Raw genomic sequence first — 20,121 nt, 5'->3', positions numbered from 1 at the left:
AAGCCGGGCCGTTCGTCTGGTCGGCCGAGCGCGACGTCGTCAGGGTCACGCTGGGCGGCAGCGCGCCGCTGCCGGCCAGCAAGGGCCGGTTGCTCGATGCGGCCCGTGCAAGTCTCGGCGGCGTCGAGGTGGTCGACCGGATGAATTTGGCGCGGGGGGCGCCACAGCGATTCGACAGCGCCGCGCTGCTGCTGCTCGACCAGATCGGAAAACTGAAGGACGGCAAGATCACGATTTCAGACGACAAGGTCAGCCTTTCCGGCATGGCGCGCGACCTCGGCGGCCGCGAAGCGATCGCGGCGGCGCTGAAGAATCTCCCCGAGGGCTTTGCGGTCGCTGCGAACGACATCAAGGCCCCGCCCTATGTCTTTCAGGCCAACAAGGATCCGGTCGCAGCGACGCTGACGCTGACCGGATATGTGCCCGACAATGCCGTGCACGCGCAACTGGCGGCGGCGGCGGCGCGAAAATTCTTCAGCGAAAAGGTGGTCGACAATCTCAAGGCCAGCGTCGGCGCGCCGTCCGGATTTGCCAACGCGGTGGTGCCGGCGCTGGGCGCGTTGTCGCGGTTATCGACGGGCACGCTTGTCGTGTCGGACCGGGAGGTGAAGCTCTCGGGCGATGCCTTCTACGACGCGGCGCCGGCCCAGATCCGTGCCGGCCTGATCAAGGATTTCCCGCAGGGCTGGCAGCTCAAGGCGGACATTTCGGTCAAGCCCGCGGCGGCGCCGGTGGATGCCACCGTGTGTCAGCAGCTGCTGTCGGAACTGCTGGCCAGGGGAACCATCCGTTTCGAATCCGGGCTTTCGACGCTTGATCCGGATTCAGCCGGGTTGCTCGATCATCTGATCGAAACCGCGCTGCGCTGCCCGACCATCAATATCGAGATCGCGGGACATACCGACGCCGATGGCCCGGATGGCTTTAACCAGGCGTTGTCTGAACAGCGTGCGCGGGTGGTGACGGATTATCTCGTCAAGGCCGGATTGCCGGCGAGCCGGTTCACGGCGGTGGGTTACGGCAGCACGCAGCCGATCGCTTCAAACGAAACCAATGAAGGCAAGGCGCAGAACCGCCGCATCGAATTCGTGGTGAGGGAATAGCGATGGTCTATCTGGCGACATTTCATTGGGGCTGGCTGTTGGCATCGCTGCTGCTGGGTTTGGCGATGGGCTGGATCGCGGTGGTCCATCGCGGTCAAGGCGTGTCGAAAGTGACGTCGCGATGGCTGGCGGTGCTGGTGGCAGCACTTGTTGCCGTCGCGCTGGCGCGCATCCTCCCCGGCCGTCCCGGTTACTGGCTCGACCTCGGGCTTGTCATGTTTGCATTGTACCTGGCCGGCTGCACGGTGGGATCGTGGCTGCGCGACCGGGTGCTTGCGGGCCATGCGCCGGCGGCTTGATATCTCCAGCGATCCGATGAGACAGAAATGACCCCCACCGCTCATTATCAGATGTTCGGTCGCTACAATGCTTGGGCCAACGGCCGGCTTTACGACGCGGCGGCGGAGCTCTCGAGCGAACAATATCGCGCCGATCGCGGGGCCTTCTTCAAATCGGTGCACGGCAGTTTCAATCATCTGCTGGTGACCGACCGGATCTGGATGCAGCGGTTTACCGGCGAGGGCGACGCGCCGGACCGGCTGGATGCGATCCTGTTCGAAACATTGGCCGAACTGCGCGCGGCGCGCGAGGCGGAGGATCGGCGGATCGTCGATTTCGTCGACCGGCTCGATGACATCCGTATCGCGGGAACGATCAAATACCGCCGCGTCTCCTCGCCCGAGCAATTCGAGCAGCAGCTGGCCCCGGCGCTGGCGCATTGGTTCAATCACCAAACCCACCACCGCGGGCAAGTCCATGCCTTGTTGACCGGCCTGGCCGGCAAGGCGCCGGAACTCGATCTGTTGTATTTCCAGCGGCTGTCGGCAAAGCCGGCCGCCTGAAGTCACGGAAACTTCACCACTCGTGCGCGAGGTTGCGTCCTGCAGAGTTTGCCCTGCCGGGGCGAATGCAGCAAAACTGTGCGGTCTGCCGTCCTCAATCCCCCTAATATATTGAAGGAGCGCGTTTTATTCACATCAAGCGAATTCCACTCCGGCTCAAAACAAGCTACGACATATGGCCAGGGAGCAAGCGTGGCACTGGCGGCGGCAAAGTTCGCCCGGCAGCCACGGTCGTGGGATCGTAATTCGAGGTCTAGATGCTGGAAGCAATACGCAGGGCGATCTCGTTTCTGCGCCACAAGCAAATCTTGCACAAACTGGGTGTCGCGGTCAGCGTCACGGTCATCGGGATCGCATGCTACGTGCTTTACCATATGCTGCGGGGCATCGATACCGACGAGGTGATCGAGGCCATCAAGGGAACCGAGCCCCGCTCGATCGCACTGGCGGCGTTGTTCGTGGCGGCGGGCTATTTCACCCTGACATTCTATGACCTGTTCGCGGTGCGCGCGATCGGCCGCGCCGACATTCCCTACCGCGTCAACGCGCTCGCAGCCTTCACCAGTTATTCGATCGGGCACAATGTCGGCGCCAGCGTCTTCACCGGAGGCGCGGTGCGCTATCGGATTTATTCGGCCTGGGGGCTGAACGCGATCGACGTCGCGAAGATCTGTTTTCTGGCCGGCCTGACGTTCTGGCTCGGCAATGCCGCGGTGCTGGGGCTCGGGATCGCCTATCATCCGGAAGCGGCGGCGGCGATCGATCAGCTTCCGCCATGGCTGAACCGCATGGTCGCCTTCGCCATCATTGTGGGGCTGGTGGCGTATGTGGTCTGGGTCTGGATGCAGCCGAGGCGGGTGGGTCGCGGGCCCTGGACGGTGGTGCTGCCGGGCGGTCCGCTGACGCTGCTGCAGATCGCCATCGGTATCGTCGATCTCGGCTTTTGCGCCCTGGCGATGTACGTGCTGGTGCCGGACGAACCCAATCTCGGCTTCGTCGTCGTGGCGGTCATTTTCGTCTCGGCGACGCTGCTGGGCTTCGCCAGCCATTCCCCGGGGGGGCTCGGGGTGTTCGATGCCGCCATGCTGGTCGGCCTGTGGCAAATGGACCGGGAGGACCTGCTGGGGGGAATGCTTTTGTTCCGCGTCCTCTATTATCTTGCGCCATTCGTCATATCTGTAATCTTACTGACGTTTCGGGAGGTTATCGTCGGCGCGCGGCTGAAGCGTCTGCGGCAGGCGGCGTCCGCCTCCGACGGGATAGCGAAACGCGAAGCCGTGTACGTGCGCGAGCGTGGGGACTCCGGCGGCTGACGATACGGACCCGAATGGGAAGAGAGCCGGCCCGATGGCAATAGACGATTCTCCTTCTTCCTCCTTTTTCTCGCCGTGGCCGGATCGCTTGCGGCACTCGGCCATCATCCTGCTTGCGGCCGCCATGGCGCTGGCGGTGCTGGTCACGTTCGGCGAATTGTCGCCGGTCCGCGCCGCCGCGGTGTTTGTCTGCATCGCCGCGGCCGCGCTGGTGCCGTGGCGATTGCATGATGTCGCCGCATCACGCGAAGATGTCCGGGGGGTCAACCCGGTCGAATCCGCCGCGGTCAGCGCCATCGTGGCCGGCATGCCGGATCCCGCGGTGCTGCTCGACCGCGCCGGCCGCGTCATTCACCTCAATGCCGCCGCGGCACAACTGGCGCCGGCGCTGCGCAAGAACGAACTCGCCCAGTTCGCGTTGCGCTCGCCCGAGATCATCACGGCGCTGCGCGAATCCATCGCGACCACGGAAACCCGGCGTGCGACCTATCTCGATCACGTGCCGGTCGATCGCTGGATGGAACTGATCATCACGCCGGTGCCGGTGCCGACCCTGTTCGGTGGAACCGACAAATGCATGCTGATGACCTTTCACGACCAGACGCCGCTGCGCCGGGTCGAGGAAATGCGCGCCGATTTCGTCGCCAATGCCAGTCATGAATTGCGGACCCCGCTGGCCGCGTTGTCGGGCTTCATCGATACGCTGCAGGGGCCGGCCAAGGACGATGTCAAGGCGCGCGAGCGTTTTCTCGGCATCATGCATACCCAGGCAACCCGGATGGCGCGGCTGATCGACGATCTGCTGTCGCTGTCGCGGGTCGAACTCTCCGCCCATGTCCGTCCGGATACGCTGGTGGATATCGTACCGATCATCCGGCAGGTGGCGGATGGGCTGGAACCGCTGGCGGGAGAACGCCAGGTCGACATCGATATCGACTTGCCCGAGACACCGGTGGCGATCGCCGGTGACCGCGAGGAATTGTTGCGGCTGTTCGAAAACCTGGTCGAGAACGCGCTCAAATACGGCGCGTCCGGCGGCAAGGTCATCGTCTCGCTCAGTCAGGCGATGTCCGGCGAAGGCGCGCCTGAGGTTCGGGTCATGGTGCGCGATTTCGGTCCCGGGATCGCCCCCGAGCATCTGCCGCGGCTCACCGAACGGTTCTACCGGGTGGATGTCGGCGACAGCCGCGCCCAGGGTGGAACCGGGCTCGGGTTATCGCTGGTGAAACATATTGTTAACCGTCATCGCGGCCGGCTTTTGATCGAAAGTGTGCCGAAAAACGGCGCCACTTTTACCGCCTGTTTTCCCCAGGTGAAGCCCCCGGCATCGACCTGAAATCAAACAATTTCAATTGGTTAAGTCTGTCATCTAGCTGTCATCAAACCTTCGTAAAAGCAGCATTGACCGCTCCTAAACGGGCGTCGTGAGCGCTTCGCTTACGAGATGGAGACCAGCAATGAATTTCATGAAAACGATCGTCGCTGCCGGCCTGGTCGCCGCATCGACGTCGGCGTTCGCCGCCGACATCACTGGAGCGGGCGCCACGTTCCCGTTCCCGATCTATTCGAAATGGGCCGATGCCTACAAGAAGGAGACGGGCAACGGTCTGAACTACCAGTCGATCGGTTCGGGTGGTGGCATCAAGCAGATCGAGGCCAAGACCGTGACGTTCGGCGCCACCGATATGCCGCTGAAGGTCGAGCAGCTGGAAAAAGACGGCCTGGTGCAGTGGCCGATGGTGATGGGTGCGATCGTTCCGGTGGTCAATCTTGAGGGCGTCAAGCCCGGCGAACTGGTGTTCGATGGCGATACCCTTGCCAACATCTATCTCGGCAAGATCACCAAATGGGACGATCCGGCGATCAAGAAGCTCAATCCGAACGTGAAGCTGCCGACCGACGCCATCACGGTGGTGCGTCGCTCCGACGGATCGGGCACGACGTTCAATTTCACCGATTATCTCTCCAAGGCGAGCGCGGAGTGGAAGACCAAGGTTGGCTCCGGCACCGCGGTTGAATGGCCGGCTGGCGTGGGCGCCAAGGGCAACGAAGGCGTCTCCGGCAATATCGGCCAGACCAAGAACTCGATCGGTTACGTCGAATACGCCTATGCCAAGCAGAACAAGCTGACCTATACGGCGCTGATCAACAAGGCCGGCAAGGCCGTGCAGCCGAGCGTGGAGGCGTTCCAGGCGGCCGCTTCGAACGCCGACTGGGCGAAGGCTCCCGGCTACTATGTGATCCTCACCGATCAGCCCGGCGACCAGTCGTGGCCGATCACGGCCTCGACGTTCATCCTGATGCACAGGGAGCCGGCTGATAAGGCGGCATCCGCGGAAGCCGTCAAGTTCTTCACCTGGGCTTTCGCCAAGGGCGGCAAGATGGCCGAGGAACTCGACTACATTCCGATGCCGGACGCTGTGGTCAAGTTGATCGAGAAGACCTGGTCCGCCGATATCAAGAGCTGAGTGCGCTCGTAAAGCCGCCACTCCCGGGCGCGCCGGCCGGCGCGTTCGAGGGGCGGCAGAAACCGGCAAGCCCCGGAATCCACCGTCGCAGTGCGGTCGGATTCCGGGTCTGCACCAAAAACCCAAGAAGACCCCCAAGAAAAGCCCGATCCGGAACGACGCGGTTAAATCAGTCGGTAAAAAATCACTCCACGACGTAGCGACATTTTCGTGGCTTTGAACTAGACAGAGGACATTGGCGTGGCAGACATGGCCGTTCAGAGCGATCTAATGGAAGCTGCCGGACCTTACGATCGCGCCAAGGCGCTCAATGCTTTCAAGCTTGGCGATGTCACATTTTACTGGATCACCCGCGCCTGCGCGATCTCGGTCCTGCTGATCCTAGGCGGCATCATTCTCTCGCTGATTGCCGGCGCCTGGCCGGCGATGAAGCAATACGGCTTCGCGTTCCTGTGGACGCAGCGCTGGGCGCCGTCGGCGGATCCGCCGGTGCTCGGCGCGCTCGGCCCGATGTACGGCACGCTGATCACCTCCTTCATCGCGATGCTGATTGCGATCCCGGTCGGGCTTGGCATTGCGATTTTCCTCACCGAACTCTGTCCGCAATGGCTGCGCCGTCCGATCGGAATAGCCATCGAACTGCTTGCCGGCATTCCCTCGATCATTTACGGCATGTGGGGTTTCTTCGTGCTGGGCCCGTTCCTGGCCTATACGTTCCAGCCGTTCATGATCTGGCTGTTCGACGGCATTCCCGTTCTCGGATCGATCTTCGGCGGGCCGCCCTCCTATCTCAGCCTGTTCAACGCGGCGCTGATCCTCGCCATTATGGTGCTGCCGTTCATCACCGCGATCTCGGTCGACGTGTTCAAGACCGTGCCGCCGGTTCTCAAGGAGGCCGCCTACGGCGTCGGCTGCACCACATGGGAAGTGGTGCGCAATGTGGTTATTCCCTACACCCGCGTTGGCGTCATCGGTGGCGTCATGCTGGCGCTCGGCCGTGCGCTCGGTGAAACCATGGCGGTCACGTTCATCATCGGAAATTCCTTCCGCATCTCGTCTTCGATCTTTGCGCCCGGCACCACGATATCCGCGGCGATCGCCAGCGAGTTTGCCGAAAGCGACGGCCTGCATCAGTCCGGTCTTATTCTGCTGGGCTTGCTGCTGTTCGTGCTGACCTTCTTCGTGCTGGCGGCCGCGCGGTTGATGCTGCAGCGGCTGGAAAAGAAGGCGGGGAATTGAGCATGAACCCGATCTACAAGGCCCGCCGCCGCCGCGACATCGTCATTCGGGTGCTGTGCTGTGGAGCCGCGCTGTTCGGTGTCACTTGGCTGGCGCTGATCCTGTTCACCCTGTTGTTCAACGGTTTTGCCGGGCTGAGCCTGCAACTGTTCACCGAGAACACCCCGCCGCCGGGAGCCAACGAAGGCGGCTTGTTGAACGCGATCGTGGGCTCGATCATCATGACCGTGATCGGCGTCGGAATCGGCGCGCCGCTGGGCCTGTTTGCCGGCACCTATCTCGCCGAATACGGCAGGAACGACCGTCTCACATCGGTGATCCGCTTTATCAACGACATTCTCCTGAGCGCGCCGTCGATCATCATCGGTCTGTTCATCTACGGCGCCATCGTGGTGCCGATGGGCGGCTTTTCGGCTTTCGCCGGCTCGCTGGCGCTGGCCGTGATCGTCATTCCTGTGGTGGTGCGCACCACCGAAGACATGCTGCTGCTGGTGCCCAATCCGCTGCGCGAGGCGGCCTCCGCGCTCGGCCTGCCGCGCTCGCTGGTCATCAAGCGCATCGCCTACCGCGCGGCGCGCTCCGGCCTGATCACCGGCGTGCTGCTGGCGACCGCGCGCGTTGCCGGCGAAACCGCGCCGCTGTTGTTCACCGCGCTGAGCAATCAGTTCTTCAGCCTCGACCTTACCAAGACGATGGCCAATCTGCCGGTGACCATCAATAATTTCGTGCAAAGCCCCTATGCCTACTGGAAGCAGCTCGCCTGGAGCGGGGCTTTGATCATCACGCTCACCGTACTCGCCCTGAATATTGGCGCGCGCGTTCTTGGCGCCGAGAGGACTGCAAAATGACCGACGTTTCCGTATCCGTGAGTGTTCCAAGCGCGCCGGCGCCGTCGGTGTCCGGCCAGGCGGACGCGCCGGCCAAGGTCACCGCGCGCGGCCTGAATTTCTATTACGGAGAGAACCAGGCGCTGAAGAACATCAACATTACGCTGGGTAAGCATCGCGTCACGGCCTTCATCGGACCGTCCGGTTGCGGCAAATCGACCTTGCTTCGGATTTTCAACCGGATGTACGATCTCTATCCGGGGCAGCGCGCCACCGGTCAGCTGATGCTCGACCAGACCAACATTCTCGATCCCAAGCTCGATCTCAATCTGCTGCGGGCGCGGGTCGGCATGGTGTTCCAGAAGCCGACGCCTTTCCCGATGACGATTTACGAGAACATCGCGTTCGGTATCCGGCTCTATGAGAAGATTTCCAGATCGGAGATGGATGGCCGCGTCGAGAAGGCGCTGCGCGGCGGAGCGCTCTGGAACGAGGTCAAGGACAAGCTGAACTCCAGCGGCCTCAGCCTGTCCGGCGGCCAGCAGCAGCGGCTCTGCATCGCCCGCACTGTCGCCGTGCGCCCCGAGGTGATCCTGTTTGACGAGCCGTGCTCGGCGCTCGATCCGATTTCGACCGCCAAGATCGAGGAACTGATCCAGGAACTGGCGGAGGACTACACCATCGCCATCGTCACCCACAATATGCAGCAGGCCGCCCGCGTCTCGGACAAGACCGCGTTCATGTACCTCGGTGAGCTGATCGAATTCGACGAAACCAACAAGATCTTCACATCGCCGAACGATCGACGTACCCAGGACTACATTACCGGCCGGTTCGGCTAAGGGAGAATCAGGATGGCATCGGAACATACCGCCAAGGCGTTCGACAGCGATCTGCAGGAACTGACCCGGCTGGTTGCCGAAATGGGCGGCCTTGCCGAACGCATGATCGTCGAATCCGTCGATGCGCTGATCCGCCGCGACGTCGCGCTCGGCAAACGCGTGGTCATGGCCGACGCCGAAATCGACAATCTGCAACGCGTGATCGAAGAGCGCGCGGTGTTGACCATCGCGCGGCGTCAGCCGATGGCGGTGGACTTGCGCGAAATCGTCGGCGCGATGCGGGTCGCGACCGATCTTGAGCGGATCGGCGACCTTGCCAAGAATATGGGCAAGCGCGTCGCGGCGCTGGAGAGTGATTTCCAGCCGCTGAAGCTGATCCGCGGCCTCGAACACATGACCGACCTCGTGCAGTCGCAGGTCAAGTCCGTGCTCGACGCCTACGCGGCGCACGATCTGCCGGCGGCGATGACGGTCTGGAAGGGCGACGAGGAAGTCGACGCCATCTGCACCTCGCTGTTCCGCGAACTTCTGACCTACATGATGGAAGATCCGCGCAACATCAGTTTCTGCATCCATCTGATGTTCTGTGCCAAGAACATCGAGCGGATCGGCGACCACGCCACCAATATCGCGGAAACCGTATTTTACATGATCGAAGGCCAGCAGATACTCGACAAGCGCCCGAAGGGCGACATGACGGCCTTTGCCACTACTGTTCCTGGAAACTGAATCAGCGATTTCGAAAACAACATGAGGCTATGCACATGAGCGCGCGCATTCTGGTGGTGGAAGACGAAGAAGCGCTCACCACGCTGTTGCGCTACAACCTCGACGCCGAAGGCTATGATGTCGAAACCGTCGGGCGCGGCGATGACGCCGATACCCGTCTCAAGGAGCGCGTTCCCGACCTGATCGTGCTCGACTGGATGCTGCCGGGCCTGTCTGGAATCGAGCTGTGCCGGCGGTTGCGGGCGCGGCCGGAAACCCGGCAGCTGCCCATCATCATGCTGACCGCGCGCGGCGAGGAAAGCGAGCGTGTTCGGGGTCTTGCGACCGGCGCCGACGATTACATCGTCAAGCCGTTCTCGGTGCCGGAATTGCTGGCGCGGGTGCGGGGCCTGTTGCGCCGCGCAAGTCCCGAGCGCCTCGCCACCGTTCTCACCTATGGCGATATCGAACTCGATCGCGAGAAACGCCGCGTTGCCCGCTCGGGCCGTCCGGTCGATCTCGGCCCGACCGAATATCGCCTGCTGGAGTTTTTCCTGGAACATCCGGGGCGCGTGTTCAGCCGCGAGCAACTGCTCGACAGCGTCTGGGGCCGCGATATCTATATCGACGAGCGCACCGTCGATGTGCATATCGGGCGGCTGCGCAAATTGCTGAATCCCGGCCGCGAGCAGGACCCGATCCGCACCGTGCGCGGTGCCGGCTACGCGCTCGACGACCGGTTTGCGAAAGTGGAGTAAGGCTTGCGTTCCTGGGTCGAGCGGGCAATCTGGTGGCAGATTTATCCGCTCGGCTTCGTCGGAGCCGAACGGGAGGCTCGAGCGTGCTCTGGTGTCGCGCATCGCCTCGGCCACCTTGTCGCGTGGCTGGATTACGCCGTGAATCTGGGCGCGTCCGGGATACTGCTTGGGCCGATCTTCGCCTCGTCGACCCATGGCTACGACACCATCGACCATTTTCAAATCGACAAACGGCTTGGGGACACCGAGGATTTCGATGGGCTCATTGACGCTGCGCATCGCCGCGGCTTGCGTGTCGTTCTCGATGGCGTTTTCAATCATGTCGGCCGCGAATATCCGGCTTTCCAGCGCGCCATCGCGGCTGGCCCGCGTTCAACGGAAGCCGCGTGGTTTCGCCTGACCTGGCCAACTGACGCAGCTTTGGGCCAAGAGCCCGACGATGAGCCCGACTATGCGACGTTCGAGGGTCATCGGCAGCTGGTCGCTCTTAATCACGATGAGCCCGCGGTCGAGGATTACGTCACGCGCGTCATGAGCCATTGGCTCGAGCGCGGCGTTGATGGGTGGCGGCTTGACGCCGCTTACGCTGTTCCACGGCAATTTTGGACGCGCGTCTTGTCCGCGGTTCGCGCCCGGCATCCGGACGCTTATATCTTTGCCGAGGTGATCCACGGGGACTATGTCGGCTTTGTTCGCGAGACCGGCGTCGACGCGGTCACGCAGTACGAATTATGGAAGGCAATCTGGAGCGCGCTGAACGATCGCAATTTCTTCGAGCTCGCCTGGGCGCTTGAGCGCCACAATGCGCTGCTCGACACGTTCGTGCCGCAGACATTCATCGGCAATCATGACGTCACGCGTATCGCAAGCCAGCTGCTGGACGAACGGCACCTTGCCCACGCGCTCGTCATCCTCATGACCTGCGGCGGCTTGCCGTCGATCTATGCCGGCGACGAACAGGCCTTTCGGGGGATCAAGGAACACCGGGCCGGCGGCGACGACGCCATCCGCCCGGCGTTTCCTGCGACGCAGGCGGATCTGGCGTCGTTCGGCTGGCCGACCTATCGGCTTCATCAACAGCTGATCGGGTTGCGGCGCCGGCATCCGTGGCTTCACAGGGCTCGCAGTCGGGTAACCGAGCTTCGAAACACCGATCTCACCTTCGAAGCATTCTATGAGGAAAATCGGTTGTGGGTTGCGCTGAATCTGGCCGATGCGCCGGTCACGCGCGCGATCCCGGCTGCCGTCGACAAGCTGGCCGGAGACCTCGCGGTCCGCCGAAACGGGGCAGCGACGGAGATTACGCTACCGCCCCATGGTTGGGGGATTCTTGCGAAGCAGTCAGATCGCGGCACCGACGAGTTTAATACTTCGTCTTTAGCTTAGTTCGTGCAGCGATGGCCTACCGCGTCGGCTTCGGCGGCTGGCGGCGACGGTCGGAGGCCGGCTGATAGGCGATCCGCGAGTGATGCGCGCAATAGGGCAGGCTGGTCAGCGCCTTGCCGCCGCAGAAGAAGAATTCCGAACTGGAGGGATCGCCGATCGGCCAGTGGCAGGTCGCCTCGTTCAATTCCAGCAATGACAGCCGCTGGCTCATCGGCACGACGTTGTCATAGGCGACCGGATCCGGTTCGAGTTCGACCTCGAAGGCGTGGGCCAGCGCGGTGTTGCCGCGCGAGACCGGCCGCGAAACCCGCATCATGTGCTGGGCCGGGCGGGCCTTGCGCTGGCGCGGCGCCGCCGAAGAGGGGCTCTTGGCGCGGCCGGAAAGTCCCAGCCGATGGACTTTGCCGATCACGGCATTTCGGGTCACATTTCCGAGTTCCGCAGCAATCTGGCTCGCCGAAAGCCCGGCTTCCCAGAGTTTCTTCAGTTGCTCGACGCGATCGTCAGACCAGGTCAATACCGTCATCGCACTCTTTCCTTCGCGTTGCGCCGGCCGATCGGGGGCAGCGCTGCGGTGCCAAAGCCCTAAAAATCCCAGCGGACAGAATCCCTTAGCCCTCGCCGGGCGCGAAATCTGCGCCCGAACGTTTACGCCCAACATTTGCGACTTAGAGGATCAGCACTACCGCACGAGATGTCGTACCCGACAGCCAGGACGCTACAATATGGCGTGACTCCGGCGCAAGAGTCCGCGTCGTTGCGTCCACATGTTCCGTTATTTAAGCACCGCAATCGGCCTTTTCCATGCCCCCGCAAACCTACGGGACCGGTTGACACTTGTCGCCGCCCGCATAGAATGTCTGTCACGTGCCGCCCCGAAAAGGCGGCACGTTTTGTTTTTCCGGGGCTGGTTGCTGATGTGATCGCGCCAATGCGCACATCGCGGTCGGTCCAAACCCTCAGTGATCGCCATGACCAACAGCGCGCCGTCGCATCTGCTTCCCGTATTCGCCAGGGTCGATCTCGGTTTCGAGCGCGGCGAAGGCGCATGGCTGATCGCGACCAATGGCGAGCGCTATCTCGACTTTACCAGCGGTGTCGCGGTGAATGCGCTCGGCCATGCGCATCCGCATCTGGTCGCCGCACTGCAGGAGCAGGCGACAAAACTCTGGCACATGTCGAACCTGTTCAAGAGCCCGGACGGCGAGCGGCTCGCGGCACGGCTGTGCGAAGCAAGTTTCGCTGATTTTGTGTTTTTCGCAAACTCCGGTGCCGAGGCGATGGAATGCGCGATCAAGATCACGCGCAAGCATCACGCCGCCAAGGGACACCCGGAACGCTATCGCATCATCACCTTCGACGGTGCTTTTCATGGCCGAACGCTGGCGACGCTGGCGGCGACCGGCGCGGCCAAATACCTCGAGGGCTTCGGCCCGCCGATGGATGGTTTCGATCAGGTGCTGCTTGGCGATCTCGAAGCCGTCAAGAAAGCGATCGGCCCGCAGACCGCCGGCATCCTGATCGAACCGCTGCAGGGCGAAGGCGGCGTGCGCGCGGCACCGCATGCGTTCTTCAGGGCGTTGCGCGAGCTCTGCGACGAACATGGCCTGCTGTTGATTTTCGACGAGGTGCAGACCGGCATGGGACGCACCGGCGACCTGTTCGCCTATAAGCGCCTCGGTGTCGTGCCTGATGTGATGTCGCTGGCCAAGGCGCTCGGTGGCGGCTTTCCGATCGGCGCCTGTCTGGCGACCGCCGATGCGGCGGCCGGCATGACGCCGGGTTCGCATGGCTCGACCTTCGGCGGCAACCCGCTCGCGGTCGCGGCGGCCAACGCCGTGCTCGACGTGATGCTCAAGCCCGGCTTCTTCGAGCACGTGCAGAAGATGTCGCTGCTGTTCAAACAGAAGCTGGCCTCGGTGGTCGATCGTTATCCGGGCGTGCTGGCGGAAGTGCGCGGCGAGGGACTGTTGATCGGCGTGAAGGCCGTGGTGCCGTCGACCGATCTGGTGGCGGCGTTGCGCGATCAAAAACTGCTGACGGTCGGCGCCGGTGACAATGTGGTGCGGCTGCTGCCGCCATTGATCGTCACCGAGGCGGAGATCGAGGACGCGGTGCAGCGGCTCGAGCGCGCCTGCACCGCGCTATCCGGCGATCAGCCGAAACGGGCGGCGGCGCAATGAGCAAGCCGCCGCGCCATTTTCTCGATCTCAACGAGCTTCCGACCAAAGAGCTGCGCACGATGCTGGACGCCGGAATCGCCATGAAGGCGAAACTGAAGGCGCAAAAAAAGCACGATGCGAAGCCGGCCCGGCCGCTCGAGGGCAAGACCTTGGCGATGATCTTCGAGAAGCCCTCGACCCGCACCCGGGTATCGTTCGACGTCGGCATGCGCCAGCTCGGTGGTGAATCGATCATGCTGACCGGCGCGGAAATGCAGCTCGGGCGCGGCGAGACCATCGCCGACACCGCGCGGGTGCTGTCGCGCTACGTCGATGCCATCATGATCCGCATCCTCAACCATGAGGCGCTGCTGGAGCTGGCCGCGCACGCCACCGTGCCCGTCATCAACGGTCTGACGCGGCGGTCGCATCCCTGCCAGGTGATGGCGGACCTGATGACGTTCGAGGAGCATCGCGGTCCGATCGAGGGTCGCACTGTCGCCTGGACCGGCGACGACAACAATGTGCTGGCGTCATGGGCGCACGCGGCGGAGCGGTTCCGTTTCAATCTCCGGGTCGCGACCCCGCCGCAACTGGCGCCGAACAAGTCGATGAAGGACTGGATCAAGGCGACGCAGGCGCCGATCGTGCTCGGCAACGATCCGGAGGCTGCGGTGCGCGGCGCCGATTGCGTGGTCACCGACACCTGGTTCTCGATGGGCGACAAGGACGGCGAGCACCGCCATAATTTGCTCAAGCCGTATCAGGTCAACGCCAAGCTGATGTCGCTGGCCAAGCCCGATGCGCTGTTCATGCATTGCCTGCCCGCGCATCGTGGTGACGAAGTGACCGATGAGGTGATCGACGGCCCGCAGTCGGTCGTATTCGACGAGGCCGAGAACCGCCTGCATGCGCAAAAAGGCATTCTGGCGTGGTGCTTTGAGATGGTGGCGTAGCGGGGCGCGGTTTGCAAAGTCGTCGTCCCGGCGAACGCCGGGACCCATACCGCGAGGTCTCTGATTTTTGCGACGTCGTAGACACTTTTTGTAACGATCAACTTCGGTGGTTATGGGTCCCGGTGTTCGCCGGGACAACTCGCGGAAATTTCGACATCCATCAAGGCCTTTCGTTTCACGCCGACCGACCCCAGATAAAGCCCCATGACCTCACAATCCCCTGACATCAAAATCCCCCTGGAAACCCCGGTCCGCGCGCCGTCGGCCGTTCCGGTCGATGATGCGGTGCTGCCGTTCGAGGTCGCTTCGCTCGATCTGCGCGGTCGTCTGACGCGGCTCGGACCCGCGCTCGATGACGTCCTCACCAAGCACGATTATCCGCCGGCGGTCGGCAAGCTGCTCGGCGAGGCGATCGTGCTCACCACGCTGCTCGGCTCGTCCTTGAAATTCGACGGCCGCTTCATCCTGCAGACCCAGACCGATGGTCCGGTGTCGTTCCTGATCGTGGATTTCCAGGCGCCGGATCGCTTGCGCGCCTATGCGCGCTTCGATGCCAAGCGGCTGGCGGAGGGTCTGGATTCCGGCGCGCTGCTGGGAAAAGGCCATCTCGCGATGACCATCGATCAGGGGCCGGATATGAGCCGCTATCAGGGGCTGGTGGCGCTCGAAGGCGGCACCCTGGAAGACGCCGCGCATGAATATTTCCTGCGCTCGGAACAGATTCCGACGCGGGTGCGGCTGGCTGTGGGCGAGGAATGGCGCGGTGGCGGCGAGGGGCCGAAACATCGCTGGCGCGCCGGCGGCATGCTGCTGCAATTTCTTCCCAAGGCGCCGGAGCGGGCGCGGCAGCCCGATCTGGACCCGGGCGATGCCCCGGAGGGCGTGATTACGCATGTGGTCGCGGAAGACGATGCCTGGGTCGAGGGCCAGTCGCTGATCTCGACCGTCGAGGATGTCGAACTGATCGATCCCGATTTGTCGGGCGAGCGGCTGTTGTACCGGTTGTTTCACGAGCGCGGCGTTCGGGTGTTCGCGCCGCTGCCGTTGCGCGCGAAATGTTCCTGCTCGCGCGACGCGGTATCGGCGATGCTCGCAAGCTTCGCGCCCAATGATCGCGCCGACATGGTGAAGGATGGCAAGGTGGTCGTGACCTGCGAGTTCTGCAGCTCGGTCTATGAATTCACGCCGCAGGAAGCGGGCGTCGAGTAAGGGCGTTTCAGGCGTATCCGGTCGAGAAACGTCAGCTCCGCGCGAAGGCCGCCCAAACCGACTCCGCCGCATCGCCTTGACGCGCGAGCGGACGAAACAGACGGATTTCGATCGGTATCTCGAATTCCGGATTCCCTGCTTCGACCAGTCGCCCGGCCGCGATGTCCTCTTCCGCCAGGGTCAGCGGCAGCCATGCCACGCCGTCCCCGGCGCGGGCCATCGAGAGCAGCGTGGCGGCGAGATGCGATGTAAAGACGGTTTCCAGCGCAAAGCCGCGGTCTTTGGCGCCCCAGCGGGCCGCGACGATCCGGCCCAATCCGGACTGCGCGCTATAGGCGAGGTATTTTGCCGGCTCGAAGCCATCAAGCGACCAGCGCGGCGCGCCGTTGCTGCCGGGCGCGCTGAGTGGCACCAGCGTATCGGCGCCCACCACGATGCTCTTGAACTGACCGGTCTCCAACCGGCTCATCATGTTCTGACGGTAGTGACACAGCAGAAATTGCGCATCGCCCCGCAGCATCATCTGCTCGCAGGCCTGCATGCTGTCGGAGATCAAATTGAGATTGCCGAGCGCCAGCACCGCTTCATGGCTGCGAACCCATTTCGGGAAGAAGGTGAAGGAAAGCGCGTGCGTCGCCGCGATCGACACCGCCCGGGCGCCGCGGCCGGAAGCCTCGATGGTGTCGCGGCGCAGTTGGTGCAAGGCCCGGGTCAGCACCTCCGCCTGATTGTGAAAATGCTCGCCTGCCGGAGTGAGTGCGACGCCGTGCGTCGAGCGGGTAAATAACTCCGCGCCAATCCAGTCTTCCAGCGCGCGGATCCTGCGGCTGAAGGCGGGCTGGGTGACATGTCTCGCCTCGGCCGCCCTGGAAAAATTCAGGGCTTCCGCGAGCGCCAGATAATCCTCAAGCCAGATCAGTTCCATCGGTAATGCCGAACCCACATAACCAAATCCGGGATTAGCATTGGTTTTTGGCTCAATCCAGCCTTAACGATCGCTCCGAAACAGACCCAAGCCAGCCGAAGCGAAGGAAAATACCATGCGAATCGTCGATGTCGTCGAAATCACCAAGCCGATCGCCTCTCCGATCCGCAATGCCTATATCGACTTTTCGAAAATGACGACCAGCCTCGTCGCCGTGGTGACAGATGTCATGCGCGACGGTCGCCGCGTGGTCGGCTACGGCTTCAATTCGAACGGCCGCTATGGTCAAGGCGGCCTGATCCGGGAACGCTTCCGCAACCGCATCGTCGAAGCCGAGCCCAACAGCCTGCTCGACGACGCCGGCACCAATCTCGACCCTCAAAAGATATGGGCGGCGATGATGTCCAACGAAAAGCCGGGCGGTCACGGCGAGCGCTCGGTCGCCGTCGGCACGCTCGACATGGCGATCTGGGACGCGGTCGCGAAGATCGCCGGCAAGCCGCTGTTCCGGCTGCTCGCCGAAAAGAAGGGCCGCGAGGCCGATCCCCGTGTCTTCGTCTATGCGGCGGGCGGCTATTACTATCCGGGCAAGGACAATTCGGCGCTGCAGGCCGAGATGCGCGGCTATCTCGGCCGCGGCTACAACGTGGTCAAGATGAAGATCGGCGGCGCCTCGCTCGACGAGGATCGCGGACGGATCGAGGCCGTGTTGAAGGAGATCGGCTCGCAAGCGCGGCTTGCCGTCGATGCCAACGGACGCTTCGACCTCGAGACCGCGATCGCCTATGCCAAGATGCTGCGTGACTATCCGCTGTTCTGGTACGAGGAAGCTGGCGATCCGCTCGATTACGCGCTGCAGGCCGCGCTTGCGGAATTCTATCCGGGCCCGATGGCGACCGGCGAAAATCTCTTTTCGCACCAGGATGCCCGCAACCTGCTGCGCTACGGCGGCATGCGGCCGGATCGCGACTGGCTGCAGTTCGACTGCGCCCTGTCGTACGGGCTCGTTGAATATCTGCGCACGCTCGATGTGCTGGCGCAGCTGGGCTGGTCGCCGTCGCGCTGCGTTCCCCACGGCGGACACCAGATGTCGCTGAACATCGCGGCCGGCCTCGGCCTTGGCGGCAATGAGAGCTATCCGGATCTGTTTCAGCCCTATGGCGGCTTCCCCGATTCCGTTCGCGTTCAGGACGGCCACATCGTGATGCCGGACCTGCCGGGGATCGGCTTTGAGGGCAAATCCGACCTGATCAAGGTGATGCGCGAACTGGCTGAATAGTGGAGAACAGGCGTAGGACTGCCTGGTATCTACGATCGTTCCAATATCGCCTTCCGCAGCGTGCGTGACAGCGCTTCGACCGAATACGGCTTTTGAATCAGCTCGAAGCCGTGATCGGTCTTCTGCGCCAGCACGCTGCTGTAACCGCTTGTCAGCACGACCGGCAGGCCGGGATATTTCTGGCGGATGATCGCAGCCATCTCCACACCGTTCATTCCGGGCATAATGACGTCGGAAAACACCAAATCGAATCCGCCATTATCTGCGGCGATGAGGGCAAGCGCCTGCTTGGCGTTGCCGGCCCGCCTGGTTGCGTAGCCCAGATCTTGAAGCATTTCGGTTGAAAATCGTCCGACATCTTCGTTGTCCTCAACGACCAAGATGCGATGGCCACGGCCGCGCGGCGCCGCTTCGGCATTTATTGCGGAAATATTGGCATGGCTGCGAGGAAGCAGTTCCGCCTGAGGCAAATAGATCGTGAACCTCGAGCCCTTTTGCAAAGCGCTGACTGCGACAATGTCGCCCCCCGATTGCCTGGCGAACCCAAGCGCCTGGCTAAGACCAAGACCGGTGCCTTTTCCGACTTCCTTGGTGGTGTAAAAGGGCTCGAAAATGGCTGTCATCTTGTCAGGTGCGATGCCCGCTCCGGTGTCCTCAACCGAGATGGCGATGAATTTTCCGTCGCGCTTGCCGCTGATGCCCGATGCCGGGATCGCATCGGCCTTCTCTATCCTGATCGAAATCAGACCCTCACCCTCCATCGCATCCCGGCTGTTGACCGCGAGATTTATCAGGGCCGTCTCAAATTGAGCGACGTCCGCCATGGCGAAACATTCCGGGTCGACAATTTCAAGTCCGATCTGAATTCTCCCTCCCACCAGCGGGCGGATGAGCTGCGCGATACCCTCTATTTGCAAGCTGACATCGAAAACCTGCGGGGTCAGGGGTTGCCGCCGTGCAAACGCCAGCAGTTGCCCCGTCAACTTGGATGCACGGTCCACGGTGTCTGAAATCGCATCTATATAGCGACGGCGGCGATCGTCGGTCAGTTCGCGGCGGCGAAGGAAATCGGTGGCCGAGCGGATGATGGTCAGCAGGTTGTTGAAATCGTGGGCTACACCGCCGGTGAGCTGGCCGACCGCTTCCATCTTCTGGGATTGGCGGAGCGCTTCTTCGGCGTGGCGACGTTCGGTTATATCGACCGCTTCGGCCAAGACATTGGTGATAGCGCCATGCTGATCGAACACCGGCCGCATCGCAAAATCAAAATAGCGATCGCCGATGGGCAGATCGAGAAGCATCTCCGTTCGCACGCTTTCGCCGCTTGTCACCGAAGCAAAACTATTCGCGACTGTGTCGTGGGCACCGGGTGTCGCGGAAAACCAGCGTGAATCCCAAAACGGCCTGCCAACAACATCAGCCAAAACGGACTCGATGCCTGCCAGCGCTGTCTTGTTCGCGTAAATGACGTTGCCCTGAAGATCCAGCAGCCCCTGGTACTGGTTGCTGGTTTCGAAGATCGCCCGCAATTGCGCTTCGTTGGCTTCGAGCTGCGAGGTACGTTGCTTGATGCGCTGCTCAAGCGTCTCGTTGAGACGGCGCAGTTCACCTTCGGCTTCCTTGGCCGCGGTGATATCGTGAGCCACCCCGATAAAGCCGATGTGTTCGCCGGCCGGGTCCCAGCGCGGCTGCGACTCCGATCGCATCCATCGCCATTCACCGTCTGCCCGACGATATCGCGCTTCCAGGACAAATGGTCTTAGCGAGGCTTCGCCCGCGAGGCTTTCATGGACGATTCGCGACACGTCATCGGGATGCAGGATTTTACGCCAATCGAAAACAATTGCCTCCTGGTATTTCAAGCCGAGGAAGTCCAGATAGGCCTGGTTTGCGAAGCCGCGCGTGCCATCCAGTTTGCTGACCCACATCGGCACCGGCGCGCTGTTGGCGATCAACCGAAAGCGTTCTTCGCTCTCGCGCAGCAGTTCCTTCGCCAGCGTGCGCTCGGTGATGTCGATATGGGCGCCCACCAGCCGAAGCGGCCGGCCGTTTTCGTCGCGTTCGATCTGCGCCTCGCAGGCGATCCACCGTACCTGGCCGTCGC

Annotated in this window: 19 protein-coding genes; 16 read left to right on the top strand and 3 right to left on the bottom strand. The window is 62.6% G+C overall.

Annotated features, from left to right (window positions below):
• The 12 genes from ABR948_RS15510 to ABR948_RS15455 all read left to right on the top strand — a co-directional run.
• The coding region (locus ABR948_RS15510) for an OmpA family protein (protein WP_428119346.1) at positions 1-1,103 on the top strand (1,103 nt) is incomplete at its 5' end.
• A 2-nt stretch (positions 1,104-1,105) separates the two neighbouring features.
• Positions 1,106-1,402 carry a hypothetical protein gene (locus ABR948_RS15505; protein WP_428119344.1) on the top strand — a complete coding sequence of 99 codons (297 nt, stop codon included), beginning with the start codon at positions 1,106-1,108 and terminating at the stop codon, positions 1,400-1,402.
• 27 nt (positions 1,403-1,429) lie between these two features.
• The gene (locus ABR948_RS15500; protein ID WP_428119342.1) at positions 1,430-1,945 is read left to right on the top strand and encodes a DinB family protein; all 516 of its coding nucleotides are present in this window, start codon (positions 1,430-1,432) and stop codon (positions 1,943-1,945) included.
• Between the two features lie 257 nt (positions 1,946-2,202).
• A complete protein-coding gene (locus tag ABR948_RS15495) occupies positions 2,203-3,258 on the top strand; it encodes a putative bifunctional lysylphosphatidylglycerol flippase/synthetase (RefSeq protein WP_428119340.1) in 1,056 nt (351 codons plus the stop codon).
• Between the two features lie 34 nt (positions 3,259-3,292).
• Entirely contained in the window at positions 3,293-4,594 is a 1,302-nt protein-coding gene (locus ABR948_RS15490) for an ATP-binding protein (RefSeq protein WP_428119338.1), read from the top strand.
• A 121-nt stretch (positions 4,595-4,715) separates the two neighbouring features.
• Positions 4,716-5,726, top strand: coding sequence for a phosphate ABC transporter substrate-binding protein PstS (gene pstS, locus ABR948_RS15485; protein WP_428119336.1), 1,011 nt, complete (start codon positions 4,716-4,718; stop codon positions 5,724-5,726).
• A 249-nt stretch (positions 5,727-5,975) separates the two neighbouring features.
• A complete protein-coding gene (gene pstC, locus ABR948_RS15480) occupies positions 5,976-6,965 on the top strand; it encodes a phosphate ABC transporter permease subunit PstC (RefSeq protein WP_428119350.1) in 990 nt (329 codons plus the stop codon).
• A 2-nt stretch (positions 6,966-6,967) separates the two neighbouring features.
• Positions 6,968-7,813 (top strand): phosphate ABC transporter permease PstA, encoded by an 846-nt coding sequence (gene pstA, locus ABR948_RS15475; protein ID WP_428119334.1) that lies wholly within the window; start codon positions 6,968-6,970, stop codon positions 7,811-7,813.
• Positions 7,810-8,634, top strand: coding sequence for a phosphate ABC transporter ATP-binding protein PstB (gene pstB / locus ABR948_RS15470; protein ID WP_428119332.1), 825 nt, complete (start codon positions 7,810-7,812; stop codon positions 8,632-8,634). Before pstA ends, pstB begins: the two co-directional genes overlap by 4 nt.
• A 12-nt stretch (positions 8,635-8,646) precedes the next feature.
• Positions 8,647-9,363, top strand: a complete 717-nt coding sequence (gene phoU / locus ABR948_RS15465) for a phosphate signaling complex protein PhoU (RefSeq protein ID WP_428119330.1) — start codon at positions 8,647-8,649, stop codon at positions 9,361-9,363.
• Between the two features lie 35 nt (positions 9,364-9,398).
• Positions 9,399-10,100: a phosphate regulon transcriptional regulator PhoB gene (phoB, locus tag ABR948_RS15460; RefSeq protein WP_213740010.1), complete on the top strand. Its 702-nt coding sequence runs from the start codon at positions 9,399-9,401 to the stop codon at positions 10,098-10,100.
• A gap of 3 nt (positions 10,101-10,103) precedes the next feature.
• Positions 10,104-11,486, top strand: coding sequence for an alpha-amylase family protein (locus tag ABR948_RS15455; protein WP_490337842.1), 1,383 nt, complete (start codon positions 10,104-10,106; stop codon positions 11,484-11,486).
• A 16-nt stretch (positions 11,487-11,502) separates the two neighbouring features.
• Here the strand turns inward: ABR948_RS15455 and ABR948_RS15450 are convergent, their stop codons facing one another.
• On the bottom strand, positions 11,503-12,012 hold the full coding sequence (locus ABR948_RS15450) for a GcrA family cell cycle regulator (RefSeq protein ID WP_428119327.1): 510 nt from the start codon (positions 12,010-12,012) through the stop codon (positions 11,503-11,505).
• A gap of 445 nt (positions 12,013-12,457) precedes the next feature.
• On the opposite strand from ABR948_RS15450, the gene ABR948_RS15445 reads away from it, so the two are divergent.
• The 3 genes from ABR948_RS15445 (at position 12,458) to ABR948_RS15435 (ending at position 15,813) form a co-directional block, all read left to right on the top strand.
• Entirely contained in the window at positions 12,458-13,669 is a 1,212-nt protein-coding gene (locus tag ABR948_RS15445) for an aspartate aminotransferase family protein (protein ID WP_428119325.1), read from the top strand.
• Entirely contained in the window at positions 13,666-14,604 is a 939-nt protein-coding gene (gene argF, locus ABR948_RS15440; RefSeq protein WP_428119323.1) for an ornithine carbamoyltransferase, read from the top strand. The genes ABR948_RS15445 and argF overlap by 4 nt, the downstream gene beginning before the upstream one ends.
• Before the next feature lie 204 nt (positions 14,605-14,808).
• Positions 14,809-15,813 carry an Hsp33 family molecular chaperone gene (locus ABR948_RS15435; RefSeq protein ID WP_428119321.1) on the top strand — a complete coding sequence of 335 codons (1,005 nt, stop codon included), beginning with the start codon at positions 14,809-14,811 and terminating at the stop codon, positions 15,811-15,813.
• Positions 15,814-15,844: 31 nt separating this feature from the next.
• On the opposite strand, the gene ABR948_RS15430 is transcribed toward ABR948_RS15435, so the two are convergent.
• Positions 15,845-16,738: a LysR family transcriptional regulator gene (locus ABR948_RS15430; RefSeq protein ID WP_428119319.1), complete on the bottom strand. Its 894-nt coding sequence runs from the start codon at positions 16,736-16,738 to the stop codon at positions 15,845-15,847.
• Between the two features lie 115 nt (positions 16,739-16,853).
• Here ABR948_RS15430 and ABR948_RS15425 point away from each other — a divergent pair, with 115 nt between their 5' ends.
• Entirely contained in the window at positions 16,854-18,017 is a 1,164-nt protein-coding gene (locus ABR948_RS15425; protein WP_428119317.1) for a mandelate racemase/muconate lactonizing enzyme family protein, read from the top strand.
• A 29-nt stretch (positions 18,018-18,046) separates the two neighbouring features.
• Here ABR948_RS15425 and ABR948_RS15420 read toward each other — a convergent pair.
• A partial coding sequence (locus ABR948_RS15420; RefSeq protein WP_428119315.1) for a hybrid sensor histidine kinase/response regulator occupies positions 18,047-20,121 on the bottom strand: 2,075 nt, incomplete at its 5' end.

The sequence above is a fragment of the Bradyrhizobium sp. genome (assembly GCF_050014615.1).
In the GTDB taxonomy this organism is placed as follows: Bacteria; Pseudomonadota; Alphaproteobacteria; order Rhizobiales; family Xanthobacteraceae; genus Bradyrhizobium.
This window is presented reverse-complemented; position numbering and strand designations above follow the sequence as displayed.